Origin of the sequence: Brevundimonas sp. BH3 (assembly GCF_045345115.1) — a bacterium.
Classification (GTDB): Bacteria; Pseudomonadota; Alphaproteobacteria; order Caulobacterales; family Caulobacteraceae; genus Brevundimonas.
The window spans coordinates 2653618-2671206 of record NZ_CP150796.1 but is presented as its reverse complement, the minus strand read 5'-3'; the positions used below and the strand labels follow the sequence as shown (position 1 = coordinate 2671206).

Annotated in this window: 13 protein-coding genes; 7 read left to right on the top strand and 6 right to left on the bottom strand. The window is 61.9% G+C overall.

The genetic code is table 11. The features are described 5' to 3' along the window. Positions 1–71: 71 nt before the first annotated feature. Positions 72–2498, top strand: a complete 2427-nt coding sequence (locus WEU32_RS13065) for a zinc-dependent metalloprotease (protein WP_406852198.1) — start codon at positions 72–74, stop codon at positions 2496–2498. Between the two features lie 202 nt (positions 2499–2700). Here WEU32_RS13065 and WEU32_RS13060 read toward each other — a convergent pair whose 3' ends face one another. Then, positions 2701–3576 (bottom strand): LysR family transcriptional regulator, encoded by an 876-nt coding sequence (locus WEU32_RS13060; RefSeq protein ID WP_406852197.1) that lies wholly within the window; start codon positions 3574–3576, stop codon positions 2701–2703. Positions 3577–3710: 134 nt separating this feature from the next. On the opposite strand from WEU32_RS13060, the gene WEU32_RS13055 reads away from it, so the two are divergent. Genes WEU32_RS13055 through mmsB form a run of 4 tightly spaced genes read left to right on the top strand, consistent with a single transcriptional unit; the run spans position 3711 to position 8325 of the window. Then, a complete protein-coding gene (locus WEU32_RS13055; RefSeq protein ID WP_406852196.1) occupies positions 3711–5213 on the top strand; it encodes a CoA-acylating methylmalonate-semialdehyde dehydrogenase in 1503 nt (500 codons plus the stop codon). A gap of 10 nt (positions 5214–5223) precedes the next feature. Continuing rightward, positions 5224–6360 carry an acyl-CoA dehydrogenase family protein gene (locus tag WEU32_RS13050; RefSeq protein WP_406852195.1) on the top strand — a complete coding sequence of 379 codons (1137 nt, stop codon included), beginning with the start codon at positions 5224–5226 and terminating at the stop codon, positions 6358–6360. Beyond that, complete coding sequence (locus tag WEU32_RS13045) at positions 6357–7406, top strand: enoyl-CoA hydratase/isomerase family protein (RefSeq protein WP_406852194.1); 1050 nt, start codon at positions 6357–6359, stop codon at positions 7404–7406. The genes WEU32_RS13050 and WEU32_RS13045 overlap by 4 nt, the downstream gene beginning before the upstream one ends. Positions 7407–7437: 31 nt before the next feature. After that, the gene (mmsB, locus tag WEU32_RS13040; protein ID WP_406852193.1) at positions 7438–8325 is read left to right on the top strand and encodes a 3-hydroxyisobutyrate dehydrogenase; all 888 of its coding nucleotides are present in this window, start codon (positions 7438–7440) and stop codon (positions 8323–8325) included. Here mmsB and WEU32_RS13035 read toward each other — a convergent pair. After that, complete coding sequence (locus WEU32_RS13035; protein ID WP_406852192.1) at positions 8322–8618, bottom strand: HigA family addiction module antitoxin; 297 nt, start codon at positions 8616–8618, stop codon at positions 8322–8324. The genes mmsB and WEU32_RS13035 overlap by 4 nt on opposite strands. Beyond that, the gene (locus WEU32_RS13030) at positions 8618–8905 is read right to left on the bottom strand and encodes a type II toxin-antitoxin system RelE/ParE family toxin (RefSeq protein WP_406852191.1); all 288 of its coding nucleotides are present in this window, start codon (positions 8903–8905) and stop codon (positions 8618–8620) included. Before WEU32_RS13030 ends, WEU32_RS13035 begins: the two co-directional genes overlap by 1 nt. Before the next feature lie 94 nt (positions 8906–8999). Between WEU32_RS13030 and WEU32_RS13025 the strand changes: the two genes are divergently transcribed. After that, complete coding sequence (locus tag WEU32_RS13025) at positions 9000–9548, top strand: pseudouridine synthase (protein ID WP_406852190.1); 549 nt, start codon at positions 9000–9002, stop codon at positions 9546–9548. Between the two features lie 87 nt (positions 9549–9635). Here the strand turns inward: WEU32_RS13025 and acs are convergent, their stop codons facing one another. Then, on the bottom strand, positions 9636–11528 hold the full coding sequence (gene acs / locus WEU32_RS13020) for an acetate--CoA ligase (RefSeq protein WP_406853453.1): 1893 nt from the start codon (positions 11526–11528) through the stop codon (positions 9636–9638). Positions 11529–11619: 91 nt separating this feature from the next. Beyond that, positions 11620–13002 carry a DcaP family trimeric outer membrane transporter gene (locus tag WEU32_RS13015; RefSeq protein ID WP_406852189.1) on the bottom strand — a complete coding sequence of 461 codons (1383 nt, stop codon included), beginning with the start codon at positions 13000–13002 and terminating at the stop codon, positions 11620–11622. 169 nt (positions 13003–13171) lie between these two features. On the opposite strand from WEU32_RS13015, the gene WEU32_RS13010 reads away from it, so the two are divergent. Continuing rightward, positions 13172–13789, top strand: a complete 618-nt coding sequence (locus WEU32_RS13010; protein ID WP_312139021.1) for a response regulator transcription factor — start codon at positions 13172–13174, stop codon at positions 13787–13789. Positions 13790–14174: 385 nt separating this feature from the next. Here WEU32_RS13010 and WEU32_RS13005 read toward each other — a convergent pair whose 3' ends face one another. Next, positions 14175–17567: a PAS-domain containing protein gene (locus tag WEU32_RS13005; protein WP_406852188.1), complete on the bottom strand. Its 3393-nt coding sequence runs from the start codon at positions 17565–17567 to the stop codon at positions 14175–14177. Positions 17568–17589: the final 22 nt, after the last annotated feature.

Sequence of the window (17589 nt, the reverse complement as noted above, 5' to 3'; positions counted from 1 at the left end):
GCCTTTTCTTGTTGGACGACTGGTTCAGGAACTTCGTCTGAGGGGGCGGGGCGAATGGTGAGGGGCTTTTGATGCGTAAGATGATGATGGCGGGGGCTGCGGCTCTGGTTCTGGCAACGGGCACGGCCCCGGTGGCGATGGCGCAAACGCCGCCTGCGGCGACGGCGGTATGGCAGGATGGCCTGTTTGCGGTGCGCACCGATGCGGCACGCGGCAAGGTCAGCGCCCGCTTTGGTGCGCCGGACGCCTCGGGCGTGGTCGGGCGCTATCTCTATCAGCCGGGGATTTCGGCAGGCATCGGCATGGACGGCACCGGCCTTGACCGTTCGGCGCTGGGGCAGGCGCAAGTGGTGGCCTTTAGTGTCGTCGGAAACAAGGTCTTCGCCCGCTTCGAGAACAACCGCTATCGCGCCGAAGGGGCCAGCGACGACGAACAAAATGCCGTCGCCGCCAGCTTTGCCACCTCGATCATCTGGTCGGGCGATGTGCTTGAGCGTCATGCCGATGGCAGCATCAGTGTGGACCTGTCGGGTTTTCTGGAACGTGATGCCGTCAATATTGTCTCGCGCCTGAAACGGGCGGGGCAGGGCAGCTATAAACCAGCCCCCGGCCTGTCCTATCTGGAAGCGGGCGAGACGCTGGTCTTCCCTGACAATGTCGAGTTCCAAACCGTCCAGACCTATACATCCGACGAGCCTGCCGGATCGATTGGCCGCGTGGCCCCTGATGGACGTTCACTGTCGCTGGCCATTCGCCACAGCTTTATCCGCCTGCCGGATGACGGCTTTACCCGCGTGCCGCACGATCCGCGCTCGGGCACCTCGGCGCAGATCACCGTGACCGATTTTGCCACCGATCTGGATACGCCGGTGGTCAGCCGTCTGGCCCGCCGTTTCCGTCTTGAAAAGACCGATCCGTCGGCGGCACGCTCGCGCGTGAAGAAACCGATTGTCTTCTATGTCGATCGCGCAGCGCCCTTGGCCATTCGTCAGGCCCTGATCGAGGGCGGCATGTGGTGGGCCGAGGCGTTCGACAAGGCGGGTTATATCGATGCCTTCCGTGTCGAGGTTCTGCCCGAGGGCGCGCATCCGATGGATGCCCGCTACAACATCATCGCCTGGGTGCACCGCGAGACGCGCGGCTGGTCCACCGGCACCAGCGTCAATGATCCGCGCACCGGCGAGATTGTGCGCGGCGTGGTGCAGTTGGGGTCGTTGCGCGACCGTCAGGACAAGATGATTTTCGAGGGGCTGTTGGGGGCCGACAAGTCCGGCACCGGTCTTGCCGATGATCCCGACCAGTTGGCCTATCACCGCCTGCGCCACCTGTCGGCGCACGAGATCGGCCATGCGCTGGGCATCTCGCATAATTTTGCCGCCTCGCGTTATGAGGGCCGCGCCTCGGTCATGGACTATCCGGCTCCGTGGGTAATCGCGCGCGATGGTGAACTGGACGTGTCGGGCGCATATACGACGGGCGTCGGGGCGTGGGACCAGTTCACGGTCGACTGGCTATATGGCGACAAACCGGGCGTTAATCCGGTGGCGCGTCGTGCGGCATTGGCCGCCGAGGCGCAGGCCAAGGGCTATCGTTTTGTCTCTGACAACGACACGCGTCCGCTGGGTTCGCTGCAACCCTATGGGGCCATGTGGGACAATGGAGAGGACCCTGTCGCGGAGCTGGCCAATGTGATGGAGGTGCGCCGCATCGCCCTGTCGCGCTTTGGTCTGAACAACCTGCCGGACGGTGCGCCTATGGCGGACCTGCGTCGTGTGATCGTGCCGATCTATCTGTATCATCGTTATCAGACGACAGCCGTCGCCCGCCAGATTGCAGGGCTGGACTATGGCTATGCCGTCAAGGGCGACGGCCATGAGCGGGCGGTATCGGTGGATGCGGCTACGCAACGTGCATCGCTGGATGCTTTGATGGGGGTTTTAGCCCCTGCGCAACTGGATATTCGTGACGACCTTCTGGACCTTCTGTCATCGGAGCAGTCGGGTAATAATGAGCGCCAGTTCGGCATCGAACTGTTCGAGGGCCGTGTGGGCGGGGTATTCGATCCGGCCTCGGCGGCTTCGGCATCCAGCGAAGTGGTCTTTGAAACCCTGCTGGCCCCCGAGCGTCTGAACCAGTTGGTCGAACAAAGCCGCCGTGATGCGGGGCAGTTGTCCCTGACCGAGGTGCTGGACCGTCTGCAAACCGAACTGGCGGGCAGCGCCGGTCTGTCGCCACGTCAGGCCGAACTGCGCCGTGTGGTTCGCAGCCGCTATGCCTCGTATCTGGGGACACTGGCCGAAGGGCATGCCCTGAACCCGACCGCCAAGGCGACGGTTCTGGATGCCGGTAAGCGCTTTGGCGAGGCGCTGAAACGCAATCGCGGGGATCGTCTGGAAGTGGCCCACTCCACCTATCTGGGCAACATCCTGACGGGACCCGTTGAAGGCTGGGCTGTGCTGAAGGTCGCGCAGGCGGTGCCGCCCGGAGCCCCGATTTAATCGGGGCGACCAACGAGGAAGCGGCCCTGATTTAATCGGGGACTATCTAAATCCCTTCGTCATCCTCCGGCTTGACCGGAGGACCCAGTGGCGCGCGATAGCGCGAAAACAGCAGGCACCGTGAGTGAAACCAAGATCACCTCCGGTGCCGCTGGATCCCCCGATCTGCGCCGCATAGCGGCTTGTCGGAGGATGACGGCGGCTAGAAGGGATTAAGCCGCGGCCCCTGATCTTCACACAATGCCCTGATCCAGCGGGTGACGGTCCGGATGCGGGCGGTGTCGGCCAAATCGTGGTGGATGCTGAGCCAGAAACGGCGTTGCAGCAGCACCTGCGGCAATATCCGCACCAACCCGTCTGCCATGAAACAGGGCAGCACCCCGATGGCCCCGCCAGAGCCGATTATCTCTTGCTGAGCGCGGATCGAGGACGAGGCCAAACGGGCATGAAGACCGGCGGAGACCTCGCACAGATAGTTCAACTCCGGCGCATAGATCAGGTCCTCGACATAGCCGGTCATCACATGCTGGGTCAGTGCCGCAATACTCTCGGGGGTGCCGTTCGCGACCAGATAGTCGGGGTGGGCGTACAGCGCCAACTGATAGTCGGTCAGTGGCGTCGTCACGAGGCGGGCAGCATCGGGTTGGCTAAGCGTGATGGCCAGATCGACCTCGCGGCTGGACGGTGACAGAAAGCCCGAGTTTGCCGCCAGCTCGATACGGATGCCGCGCCCTTCGCGCAAAAGGCGCGGCAGGGCGGGGGCCAGAATGGCGGTGCCGAACCCCTCGGAGGTAGAAATCCTGACTGTACCGCTGACGGTATCGGGACGCACAGCCTGTTCGCCTTCTTGCAGCGCATGTTCGGCCGCTTCGATGGATTTCAGGAACTGTGCCCCCGCCGCTGTCAGGCGCAATCCCGAGCGGTCGCGCACGACGAGGGTGGCCTTTAACGCCGTCTCCAGTCGAGCGACGCGGCGCCCGACCGTGGCGGCATCCATGCCCAGCCTGTCACTGGCGCGACCCAGCGTTCCCGAACGTGCCGCCTCGGCAAAAACACGTGCATCATCCCAGTCGAACATCTCTAAGTCTGCATATTTGCATCATAGGTATTGCGTTATTGCATTATGGCAAGTCGGGCAGGATTGATAGGACTTGAGGCAACGAGCCGGAAAATTCCGGCCACCTCTGGAAACATCAGGAAGGGCGGGACGCTATGCGCGACATCAACCACTTCATCAACGGCAGCAGCTTCACGGGCGCTTCGGGCAAGTTCGGCGATGTGTTCGATCCGAACACCGGCGAGGTTCAGGCCCGCGTGCAACTGGCCACCGTGTCGGAAATGGACAAGGCCGTTCAGGCCGCGCAGGCCGCTTTCGAGGGCTGGTCCAACACCAATCCGCAACGCCGCGCCCGCGTGATGTTCGAGTTCAAGCGTCTGGTCGAAGCCAATATCGACGAGCTGGCCGCCCTGCTGTCCAAAGAGCACGGCAAGGTCATCGCTGACTCCAAGGGCGACATCCAGCGCGGTCTGGAAGTGATCGAGTTCGCCTGTGGCATCCCGCACGCCCAGAAGGGTGAATACACCTTTGGCGCCGGTCCGGGCATCGATGTCTATTCCATGCGCCAGCCGCTGGGCGTGGTGGCGGGTATCACCCCGTTCAACTTTCCGGCCATGATCCCGATGTGGATGTTCGGCGTGGCTATTGCCGCCGGTAACACCTTTATCCTCAAGCCGTCCGAGCGTGATCCATCCCTGCCGGTGCGACTGGGCGAACTGATGATGGAAGCCGGTGCCCCTGCCGGTGTGCTCAACGTGGTGCATGGCGACAAGGTCGCCGTGGACGCCATCCTCGAGCACCCGCTGGTTCACGCCGTCAGCTTCGTCGGATCGTCCGACATCGCCCACTATGTCTATCAAAAGGGTGCCCAGAACCATAAGCGCGTTCAGGCCATGGGTGGTGCCAAGAACCACGGCATCATCCTGCCCGACGCCGACATGGATCAGGTCATCAAGGACCTGACGGGCGCAGCCTTCGGCTCGGCTGGCGAGCGCTGCATGGCGCTGCCGGTTGTTGTTCCTGTCGGCCAGCGTACCGCAGACGAACTGCGCGAGCGTCTGGTCTCGGAAATCCCGAACCTGCGCGTGGGCGTGTCCACCGACAATGACGCCCACTATGGTCCGGTCGTGACGCAAGCGCACAAAGAGCGCGTGATCGGCTGGATCAACAAGGGCGTTGAAGAAGGTGCCGAACTGGTCGTCGATGGCCGCGAGTTCAGCCTGCAAGGTCATGAGAAGGGCTTCTTCATCGGCCCGTCGCTGTTCGACCATGTGAAGCCGGAAATGTCGGCCTATAAGGAAGAAATCTTCGGTCCGGTGCTGCAAATCGTGCGCGCCGCCAGCTTCGAAGAAGCCTTGGCTCTGCCGTCGAACCACCAGTACGGCAATGGCGTTGCCATCTTCACCCAGAACGGCCGCGCAGCCCGTGATTTCGCCGCCCGCGTGAACGTCGGCATGGTCGGCATCAACGTGCCGATTCCGGTGCCGGTCGCCTATCACACCTTTGGTGGCTGGAAGCGTTCGGCATTTGGCGACATCAACCAGCACGGCATGGAAGGCGTCCGTTTCTGGACCAAGACCAAGACCGTGACCGCACGCTGGCCCGACAGCGAACTGGAGCACACGGACTCGTCCTTCGTCATCCCGACCATGGGTTAAGGGGACGGGCATGGACTTCCAACTGAACGAAGACCAGCGGGCCATCGAAGAGGCGGCCCGCGCCTTTGCCGAGGTCGAATTGCTGCCGCACTCGGCCAAGTGGGACGAGGAAAAATACTTCCCGCGCGAGCAGCTTAAGCTCGCTGCCGAAATGGGCTTTGCCGGTATCTATGTCGGCGAAGAACATGGCGGTATGGGTCTTGGCCGCATGGAAGCGGCAGTGATCTTTGAAGAGCTGTCGCGCGGTGACGTGGCGACTGCGGCCTTCATCTCGATCCACAACATGGCCTCGTGGATGATCGACAAGTTCGGGTCGTCTGAGCTTCGCGCCCGCATGGTGCCGTCGCTGGTGGCGATGGACAAGATCGCCAGCTACTGCCTGACCGAGCCGGGTTCCGGTTCAGATGCGGCGGCGCTGAGAACCTCGGCGGTGCGTGATGGCGACCACTATGTGCTGAACGGTTCCAAGGCCTTTATCTCGGGCGCAGGCGCATCGGACGTTTACGTCGTGATGGTCCGCACCGGTGGTGAGGGTGCCAAGGGCATTTCGGCTATCGTTGTTGAAAACGGCACGCAGGGTCTGTCCTTCGGCGGTAATGAAAAGAAGATGGGCTGGAACGCCCAACCGACCGCCGAGGTCGTGTTCGACAACTGCCGTGTGCCGGTCGCGAACCTGATCGGCGTTGAAGGCGATGGCTTTAAATACGCCATGGCGGGTCTGGATGGTGGCCGTCTGAACATCGCCGCCTGCTCGCTGGGCGGGGCGCGTCTGGCGCTGGAAACGGCGCAGGAATACGTCGCCGGTCGCAAACAGTTCGGCAAGGCTATCGGCGAGTTCCAGAACACCCAGTTCAAACTGGCCGATATGGCGACCGATCTGGATGCGGCCCGCCTGATGGTGCGTCGCGGCGCATGGGCCATTGATACGGCGCATCCCGAAAAGACCAAATGGTGCGCCATGGCCAAGCGCTTTGCCACCGATGCGGGCTTCGCGATTGCCGATGATGCCCTGCAACTGCACGGCGGCTATGGCTATCTGAAGGACTATCCGCTGGAACGCATCGTGCGTGATCTGCGCGTTCATCGTATCCTTGAAGGCACCAACGAGATCATGCGCGTGATCGTGTCCAGAGAGATGTCCAAATGAGCGAAGTTGAAGTCATCACCCGCATTGAAAATGGCGTTGGCCGGATCACTCTGAACCGCCCCAAGGCCATCCATGCGCTGAACCGCGCGATGTGCGAGGCGATGATCGAGGCTTTGCAGGCGTGGAAGGCGGATGATGCCGTCTCTTCGGTCCTGATCGACCATGCGGGCGAGCGCGGTTTTTGTGCGGGTGGCGACATCCGCATGATTGCCGAAAGCGGCGCGGGCGATGCTTCCGAGGCCAAGGCCTTCTTCCACGCCGAATATCAGTTGAACCATCTGATGTTCGAATACCCCAAGCCGATCACCGCCATTGTGGACGGGATCGTCATGGGTGGTGGGGTCGGTATTTCCGAGCCTGCCGATGTGCGTATCGCCACGGAACGCACCACCTATGCCATGCCGGAAACAAGCATTGGCCTCTTCCCCGATGTGGGCGGTGGCTGGTTCCTCCCGCGCCTTGCGGGCCAGACCGGAGTTTGGCTGGCCCTGACGGGGGCGCGCCTGAAGGCCGCCGATACGGTCGCTCTGGGCATCCACACACACTTTGTGGCGTCGGATGCTGTCGAGGCGCTTAAGGCTGAACTGCTGGCCAATCCGTCGGACCCGAAATCGGTGGCCGATCGAGTGTCGGGCGATGCGGGCGAGGCTCCGCTTAACGCCCATCGTGAAGCCATTGACCGTCTGTTCGGGTTTGATCGCGTCGAGGACATCTTTGCTGCGCTGGAAGCGGATGGTTCGGAATGGGCGCTGAAACAGCTGTCGATCCTGAAAACCAAGTCGCCGCAGTCGCTGAAGGTATCGCTTCGCCAAATCCGCGAGGGCGCGAAGATGGCGACCTTTGCCGACAACATGTCGATGGAATATGCGCTGGGGGGCCGTGTGGTCTCGACCCACGATTTCCAGGAAGGCGTCCGCGCCGTCATCATCGACAAGGACAATGCGCCGAACTGGCAGCCCGCAGACATTTCGGGCGTTAGTGATGCAAGCGTAGAGGCGCTGTTTGCGCCCCTGCCACAAGACCAATCTTGGACGCCGCTGGCTTAAATCAAGCGACGCCAATACTAGGGAAGAAACCATGAGCAAGATCGCATTTATCGGCCTTGGCAATATGGGCGGCGGCATGGCTGCCAATCAGGCCAAGGCGGGCCATCAGGTGATGGCATTCGACCTTTCCGCCGATGCCCTGAAGCGCGCCGAAGCCGCGGGCTGCACGCCGGTAGCATCCGTGGCTGAAGCCGTGGCAGGGGCCGATGTGGTCATCACCATGCTGCCCGCTGGCCCGCATGTGATGTCGGTCTATTCCGAACAGGTTCTGCCGAACGCGCCGAAGTCGGCACTGCTGCTGGACTGCTCGACGATTGACGTGGACACGGCCCGCAAGGTGGCGGCTCTGGCCACCGAGGCTGGTTTCACCTTTGCCGACGCCCCCGTTTCGGGCGGCACGGCGGCGGCGGATGCGGGCACGCTGGCCTTCATGGTCGGCTGTGACGAAGGCGTCTTTGCCAAGGTCGAAGCGGCTCTGGAGCCCATGAGCCGCATCACCATCCGCGCGGGCGACCATGGCGCGGGCCAAGCGGCCAAGATTTGCAACAACATGCTGCTGGGCATTTCGATGATTGGCACCTGCGAGGCCATCGCCCTTGCCGAAAAGCTGGGCCTCGACCCCGAGCGCTTCTTCGAAATCGCCTCTAAGTCGTCCGGCCAGTGCTGGAGCGTGACCAGCTACTATCCGTGGCCCGGCCCCGTGCCGACCTCCCCGTCCAACCGCAACTATGAAGGCGGCTTTGCCACCGCCATGATGCTCAAGGACCTGAAACTGGCCCAGGATGCCGCCGCCAAGGCCGGTGCCTCCACCCCGCTCGCCGCCCAAGCTGAGGCCCTCTACGCCCTGTTCAACAACCTCGGTAACGGCCAGAAAGACTTCTCGGCCATGTTGCAGATGTTGCGCGGCAAACAGGCTTAAGCCGCCAGTTCGCTGACCTTGATATCATCCTCATGCGCGCGCGCTTGGGACAGGTCGTAACGGGCCTGCATGCGCATGAGGGTGTCGGCGCTGACGCCGAACAGCTTTTCAAAACGGATTGCCATTTCGGCGGACAGACCCGCATTGGCGTTCAGCAGATTGCTGGCGGCCTGACGGGTGACTCCCAGCGCCTTGGCGAGCGTGGTGACAGTGATGTTGCGCGGGGTGACGAACTCGTCACGCAACCATGAACCCGGATGCACCGCGAACGCGCTGTGAAGCTTGATAGCCATCAGTGATAATCCTCTAGGTCCATGTCCTCGATCATGAGGGCGGCGTTGATCTTGAAGGTCAGTCGCCAGTTTCGCGTGACAGTTAGGGACCATGTCCCTTCGCGATCACCCTTCAGCCTGTGAGCGCCGAAGTTGGGCGGGATGAGCAACTCGTCCTCCGTTTCGATAGCGACGATGTAGGCCAGCATATTGCGTAAACGATCTACAACAGCGGCGGGCAGACCCTTGGGCTGACCCGTCTCTGCGAAGTGGCGCAGTGCCTTGTGCCTGATGCCTTCTATCTCCACGAGACAACAATGGTGCCTAAAATGCATAGTGTCAAGTGACACTTGTCATTGCTTTATGGTGTGACGCCGCGCGGCCTTGGCGCTACAAGGCGGCATGACCCTTATCGTTTTTAACAAGCCGTTTGATGTGTTGAGCCAGTTTACCGACAAGGGGACGGAAGGCTCGGAGCGTCGGACATTGTCCGATTTCATCGACGTGCCGAACGTCTATCCGGCGGGAAGGCTGGACCGTGACAGCGAGGGGCTGATGCTGCTGACCGACGACGGGCGGCTGCAGGCGCGGATTTCGGACCCGAAATACAAGACCAAGAAAACCTATCTGGCCCATGTCGAGGGCATCGCCACCGAAGAGCAGATGGAAGAACTACGCCGTGGTGTGATGCTGAAGGACGGCATGACGCGTCCTGCCGAGGCCGAGCTGATTGATGATCCGCAGTTGTGGGAGCGCATCCCGCCGATCCGCGTACGCAAGAGCGTGCCGGATAGCTGGATCAAGGTGACGATTGCCGAGGGTCGTAATCGTCAGGTGCGCCGTATGTGCGCGGCGGTGAACCTTCCGTGCCTGCGTCTGGTGCGTTGGAGCGTGGGTCGCTGGACACTGGACGACATTGCGCCCGGCGAATGGATGGAAGTCGAACGCTAAAAAGAAAAAACCCCGAACCGGTTGGCGATCCGGTTCGGGGCTTCTGGTTCATCCTGAACTTGTGAGGGGACAGGATGGTGGGGGAGCTTAGGCGGCCTTGGCGGCGGCGCGGTTCTTGACCAGATCGTCCACCACGCTGGGGTCGGCGAGGGTGGAGGTGTCGCCCAGAGCGCCGATTTCGTTTTCGGCAATCTTGCGCAGGATGCGGCGCATGATCTTACCGGATCGGGTCTTGGGCAGGGCGGGGGCCCACTGGATGACGTCGGGTGCGGCGATGGGGCCGATCTCGTTGCGGACCTGTGCAATCAGGGCGCGGCGCAGTTCTTCCGATGGCGTCACATCGGCGTTCAAGGTGACATAGGCATAGATGCCCTGACCCTTGATATCGTGCGGGAAGCCGACCACGGCGGCCTCGGCTACATCGTGATGCAGCACAAGGGCGCTTTCGACCTCGGCGGTGCCCATGCGGTGGCCGGACACATTGATCACATCATCGACGCGGCCGGTGATCCAGTAATAGCCGTCCTCGTCACGGCGGCAGCCGTCACCGGTGAAATACTTGCCCTTATAGGTCGAGAAATAGGTCTCGAAGAAGCGAGCATCATCGCCGTAAACGGTACGCATCTGGCCCGGCCAGCTGTCGGTGATGCACAGATTGCCTTCGGTCACACCTTCCAGAACCTGACCTTCGGCATCGACAATTTCCAGCTCGACCCCCGGCAGCGGCTTGGTGGCCGAACCGGGTTTGAGGTCGGTGGCCCCCGGCAGAGGCGATATGAGGATGCCGCCGGTTTCGGTCTGCCACCATGTATCGACGATGGGCAGTTTCGAGTTGCCGACCACCTCGTAATACCAGCGCCATGCCTCGGGGTTGATCGGCTCGCCGACCGTGCCGAGCAGACGAAGCGAGGCGCGGCTGGAGGACTTCACCGGATCATCGCCATCCTTCATCAGGGCGCGGATGGCGGTTGGGGCGGTGTAGAAGACATTGACCTTGTGCTTGTCCACCACGTCCCAGAAGCGCGACACAGTCGGATAGCTGGGGATGCCCTCGAACAACAGGGTGGTGGCGGCGTTCGATAGCGGGCCATAGACCCCATAGGAGTGGCCCGTCACCCAGCCCACATCGGCGGTGCACCAGAAGACCTCGCCCGCGCGATAGTCGAACACATGTTCGTGCGTCCATGACGCCCACAGCAGATAGCCGCCGGTGGTGTGCAAAACGCCCTTGGGCTTGCCGGTCGATCCCGACGTATAGAGGATGAAGAGCGGATCTTCGGCTCCCATGGGCTCGGGCGGGCAGTCAGGGCTGGCGGCGTCAACAGCCGTCTGCCAGTCGATGTCGCGGCCCTCGACCATCGGGGTAGCGCTATCGGTGTGGCGCAGTACCAGCACCTTTTCGACCGAAACCTTTTCCAGTGCCTTGTCGACATTGGCTTTTAGCGGAACCCGCTTGCCCCCGCGACAGCCTTCATTGGCTGTGATGACAAAGGTGGACTGGCAGTCTTCGATGCGGCCCGCGATGCTGTCGGGCGAGAAGCCGCCAAAGATCACCGAATGGACGGCCCCGATGCGGGCGCAGGCCAGCATGGCATAGGCGGCCTCGGGGATCATCGGCATATAAATCGTGACGCGGTCGCCCTTCTTGACGCCGCTCGACTTCAGCACATTGGACAGGCGCGAGACGCGGTCATGCAATTGGCCATAGGTGACGTGTTCGCTGTCGGTCGGCTCGTCGCCTTCCCAAATGATGGCGACCTCGTCCTTGCGGGCGGGCAGGTGGCGGTCGATGCAGTTGGCCGAGACGTTCAGCACCCCGTCCTCGAACCATTTGATGCGGAAGTCGGCCTTATTGAAGGAGACATCCTTGATCTTGGTCGGGAAGGTCATCCAGTCGAGACGTTTGGCGACATTCGACCAATAGGCATCGGGGGTTTCGCGTGCCGCCTTTCGAGCCGCTTCGTAACCGGCGGCATCCATGTGGGCCTTGGCGGCAAGGTCTTTGGGGACCGGATAGATTTCAATCTCTGACACGCGTTTTCTCCCGATGACTTTTACTTATTATTTCGGCTTAAAAGCCGTATTTGGCGAACAGGCTGAGACGGTTCATGTCACCGCTTTGACCGCTCTGGAGTTCCCGTTTTCCGAACATCAGTTCGGCACCGACATCGACGCCCGTCAATGGTGTCCAGATCAGGTTTGCGCGAGCGCTGGAGGCTGAACGGTTGACGGACAGTCCCGTCAGGGCTTCGGGATTGTCAATTTCCTGATGGGACAGGATGAAGCTGGAGCGCCAGTTGGGCTGCCACACATGGCGATAGGCGGCATAACCGGCCAAGACGCCGATGGCTTCGATATCGCCGGACGCATCCAGCACACCGTCATTGGCCAGATTCAGGCCGACATAACGGCCAATGCCCTCACCGCCGGTCAGCATCAGGCGGATATCGTCGGATGCGCCGACCTTGAACTTGGCCGAGGCGGACAGACCCCAACCATAGGTCGAGCTATCAATGGCACTGGCGGGGTTTTCATATTTGAGCTGGCGCACCAGACCGGCCAGCTGCACCTCGCCCCACGGACGCACATGCGCGTAGCGGGCGGTGATGTCGGGCAGGGCATTGTCGTCTGCAATGATGCGTGCGCCACCCCCGAACGGCGTCAGGGTGGTTTCGGGGTTCTCGACCGATACTGACAGCGGGCCGCGCGTATAGCGGACCTGAACCTGCCGCGACAGGATCATGCCCTCGCTAGGGCCGAGATAGTCGGCGGTTTCGGGCAGGACGTTCAGGTTCTGGAAGTTCGACCATTCCTGACCGATCAGCCAGTTATCGATGGTGACAAAGGCGCGGCGCAGGGCCGGTGAGGACGGATTGGTGGTGCGGTGGTCGCCGCTGCCCGGCAGGGCCTGAAAATCCATCTCGATGCGGGCACCGACCTTATGGCGGCCGACCTCGCCATCGGAAGTCAGCCAGAAACGGGTCTGGCGGGCGCTGAAATCGGTCGCGGTGCCTTCGGATGCTCCACCCACCGGAATGGAGGACGGCAGGTAGAAGTCACGGCCCAGATCGCCCGAGGGGATGTCGCCGTCCCCATAGCGCGAGATGTTGACGTCGGCCTTGATGAAGCCGCCGAGCTTGATCGTGTGGTCTCCGATACGGAAACCCTCTGCAGGACGGGCTGAGGCAGAAGTGGGGGCCTCGGCTACAGCCACGGGCGCGGGGCGCTGTTCGATCCGGAGAATACCGTCGCTGAGCGTTTGGTTCTGGACTTGCTGTTCAGCGCGGGCAGAGCGGATTTCAGCTTTGAGACTGTTCAGCTCGGCTTCAAGCTGGGCGATGCGGGCTTCGAGCGCCGCATTTGTATCCTGGGCTTGCACATGCGGAGCATAGGTTACAAAAGCGCCAAGGAGCGCGAACGCAGCCGCTCCGCCCAAAAGGCGGTGTCTATCCATAGGTTTCCTCCCGGGCCTGAACTTTTGCAGGTCTCCAATTGTTACCTTTTCGCGTTGCAATGGTTTTCGACATCTAGCCATTGGTCTAATCTCGACCAAAGTCGGAGCATGTCATTCTGTCGCCATGACAGTCGGGCAAGCCTCGGAATCATTTGATGGAAGGACATCCATGGACAGAATCGTCGTCGCGGACGATCACCCTCTCTTCCGTGAGGCACTGGTTTCGGCTGTTCGAAAAGCACGACCGGATGCCAGTGTGGTGGAATGTTCCAGCTTTGCAGAAGCCGACTCAGCCCTGAATTCAGGTGCGGTGGATCTGATGCTGCTGGATCTCAAACTGTCGGATGTCGAAGGGATGACGGGGCTGAATCTGGTTCGCGCCAACCATCCTGCCGTGCCTGTGGTCGTGGTGTCGGCCAGTGAGGAACCGCATACGGTGCGTCACGCGCTGGCGGTCGGGGCGTCGGGCTTTATTCCCAAATCGGCGTCTCTGGAAACCATGGTCGAGGCCATCAGCCAGATTCTGGAAGGCGAGACATGGGCTCCCGATGTGGGCGAGGCCGAGGGCGAGGAGGCTGATCTGCAAAGCCGGATCGCCAGCCTGACCCCGTCGCAACTGCGCATTCTGGAAGGCCTGAAGGCAGGCCGTCTGAACAAGCAGATCGCCTATGATCTGGGCGTGACCGAGGCCACCATCAAGGCACATCTGACCAGCGTGTTCCGCAAGCTGGGCGTGCAAAACCGCACCCAAGCGGTCATTCTTGCCCAGCAGATCGATCTGGGCTGATCCAAACCGTACCTCACAGATCGCGCCATAGCGCGGTCTGTGAATCGGGCGGAGACAATATCCTCTGGCAGTAAGCCACCGCGCGGCGAACGGTAGGGCATGATCCCCAAGAGTGCCCTCAAGCACGGAGCCTCCGTGAGGTGAGCGATAGGGCGTGATCACCCCGCAATCACTAACTCAATCCAGCCCTCAAATAGTCAGCCTCCGCGAGGCTGACGGTAGGGCGTGATCGCCCCGTGATCGCTAACTCAATCCAGCCCTCAAGTAGTCAGCCTTCGCGAGGCTGACGGTAGGGCGTGATCGCCCCGTGATCACTAACTCAATCCAGCCCTCAAGTAGTCAGCCTTCGCGAGGCTGACGGTAGGGCGTGATCGCATCGTGATCACTAACTCAAAAAAGCCTTCAGGTTGGCGGGTTTGACGGGCTTGGGCATCAAGGTTGCACCCGCCTCGGCGGCTTCCTCGGCCAGTTTTTCCTGTGTGGCGGCGGTCATCAGGGCGATGCGCTTGACGCCGCGGGCCTTTAGCATCCGCACGACGCTAAGGCCGTCCGGCTGGCCGATATCCAGATGCAGATCGACAATGGCGGCATCGAACGGGCCGTCCAAGGCTTCGGCCTCGGCGGCAGAGCGGGCCAGTGTCGGCACGGCCCCCCACCGTTTCAGCAGTACATCCATGGCCTCGATAATGGCTGGTTCGTTATCGACGCACAGCACCCGTTTGCCGAACAAAGGGGTGCGGATGGTGGTGACGGTTTCGCTAGGGCGGACCGAGGCCTCTGTGCGCGGCGTCGAGATGCGAAATACCGAGCCGCGCCCGACGACCGAACTCAAAGACAGCGGGTGACCCAGCAGGTTCGAGAGCCGGTTGACGATGGCCAGCCCCAGTCCTGCAGCGGGCTCGTCTGCGGGGCCGTCTGACAGGCGAACAAATTCGCTGAATATGCGCCCCTTGGCCTCTTCGGGGATACCGCGTCCGGTATCGGCCACAACGATGTCGATGCGATCTTGGCGACGGCGCGCACCAACCAGAACCCTGCCCTTGTCCGTATAGCGAATGGCATTGGCGACAAGATTTTGCAGCATGGAGCGCAACAGATCTCTGTCGGTCGAAATCCACACGCGGGTCGGATGCACCCGCAGTTTCAGCCCCTTGGCCTCGGCTATAGGGGTGAACTCGCGCGCGATGTCGTCAAACAACTGGTTGAGGGCCAATGGCGCGACATTGGCGGCGACACCGCCCGCCTCCAGTTTTGACAGGTTTAGCAGGGCTGTCAGCAGCCTGTGGGCGCTTTCGATCGAGCGATCGGCATTGATGGCGAGGGTTTGCGACTTGCTGTTGGCGACGGCCTCGTCTTCACGAAGCGCGGCGATGAACAGGCGTGCGGCATGGAGCGGCTGCAGCAGGTCGTGACTGGCGGCGGCCAGAAAACGGGTTTTGGAGGCGGTGGCCTGTTCGGCCATTTCCAACGCGGCCTTTAGCTGGGTCGTGCGTTCGGCGACGCGGGCTTCCAGTTGCTCATTGGCTTCTTTTAACTGGCGGGCGGCGCGGCGCAGATCGGTGATGTCGGTATAGGAGGTGACATAGGCCCCGCCCGGAAGCGGCTCGCCCACGGCCTGAAGCACGCGGCCATCGGGTAGCTCGCGCTCATGGAAGTGGCGCTGACGGCGATGCAGGGCATCCAGCCGCCGCTCGATCCAGTCGCTGATCCCGTCGTCCACCAGATCGCGTTCGCCATGCTCGGCATTATAGCGATAGACATTGGCAATCGGCATGCCGACATGCAGGAAGCCGGGGGGGAGTTGGAACAGCTGCACATAGGGCTGATTCCACGCCACCAGACGCAGGTCGTCATCCACCACCACGACGCCCTGATCAATATTGTCGAGCGTGGTCAGCAAGAGCTGGCGGTTGAACTGTACGGCCTGAGAGGCTTCGTCCAGCATCCGCACCACGTCTTCGGGCGCGCGACCGCCACCGGACAGGGCCGCGCCAATGACACGGCGGGCGGCCACAGCACCAACGGCACCCGCCAGCATCCGTTCGGCCGCGCGGGCCAGGCCGGCATCGGCGGGGTCGCTGTTTTTCAAAGGTACGCCGACCTCGTCCGCCCATGCCTGAAATGCGTTATTGGCGCGTTCCTGACCGATAAAGCGGGCCACCAGAACCTTGAGGTCCTGAACTGAAGCCCCTGACAAATGCCCACGGCCCTCCAGCCATTCGGCTTCCTTGAGATCGACAAAGGCGCGGGCCTGAACACGGTCGATCAAGCTGGGAGCTACGCGACGCGAAACGGCGATATAGGTGGTCAGGTTCAGGCCAAGCGATACAAAAACGCCTGTGGCAAAGGGATCTTCCAGCCCGAAAACATGATGCATGTGCAGGGGCAAGCCGGGGGCCAGTTGGGGCATGGCCAGCATGAAGAACCACACCACCATGCCGATGCACAGACCGGCCAGTGCGCCAAGGCTTTGCCCGCCGCGCCACAGAACGGCACCAAAGAGGGCGGGGGCCAGTTGTGCCAGAGCCGTAAACGATACCAGTCCCATATCGGCCAGCCCCGATGAAGGGTCCATGGCCAGATAGTACAGCCAGCTCAGAAACAGGATGCAGATGATAGCCAAGCGGCGAATATTCAGAATCTTGCCTGCCATGGCGTTCATGGGGGCGGGCTGGCCACTGTCGGAAGGGCCGCGACGGGCACTGACCAATGGCAGGACTATGGTATTGGTCACCATGGCCGACAGAGCCACCGTCTCGATAATGACCATGGCGGTGGCCGCCGAGAAACCGCCGACAAACACCACGGCGGTCAAAAGGCTTTGGTGCTGGGTAAAGGGCAGGGCCAGAACCAGAAGGTCGGGATTGGTCTCGGTCAGGGTCAGGCTGCCCGCTGCGACCAGAGGCAAAACCGCCAGCGAGGTCAGGCAAAGATAAAGCGGGAAAAGCCAGCGGGCGCGGCGCATCTCGTCAGGTGCGCCACCTTCGACAAAGCCGACATGGAACTGGCGCGGGAGACAGAAGATCGCCAGCGTCGCCACAAGGGTAATGGCCCAGAAACGCGCATCGGTATGGGGCCATCGGGCGAGGTCACTCAGGCCCGAGGTAAAGGTGCTGAGAGGTTGGACTGTTCTGCTCAGCAGGATGACGGCAAATATTGCCACGGCCAGAAGCGCGCCCAGCTTGACGATGGATTCTACGCCAATGGCCTGAATCAGGCCGCGATTATGTTCGGTCAGGTCTGTGCGTCGCGCCCCGAACAGGATGGTGAAGCCCGCCAGAACGGCTGCCAGCAGCAGGACAGTTAAATCTTCCGAACCGGCCACGGGACTGTTCACGTTCAGCATCTCTCCGGCCATGGAGAGCGAGCGCAGTTGCAGGGCAATATAGGGCAGGGAGCCGAGAATGGCGACGAGTGTCACCGCGGCCCCCAGTACGGGGCTTTTACCATAGCGGGCGGACATGAAGTCGGCGATAGAGCCGACATTGGCGCTGCGGGCGGCTGCCGCAATACGTCGCCAAAGCGGGAACAGGATCGTCAGCCCGATGGCCGGACCGATATAGATGGGCAGATAGTCCCAGCCGTCACGCGCCGCCGTGCCGACCGCGCCATAATAGGTCCAGGACGTACAATAGATGGCCAGTGACAGGGCATAGAGGCTGGGGCCCAGAAGGCCGGAGCCCTTGGCTTTGATCGTGGGGCTTTCGTACCACCAGGCGATGGCGAACAGCGTGGCCATATAGGCCACGGTGAGGGCCAATGTTGCAAAGCTGAACATCAGGGCATCTGGGCCTTCTATG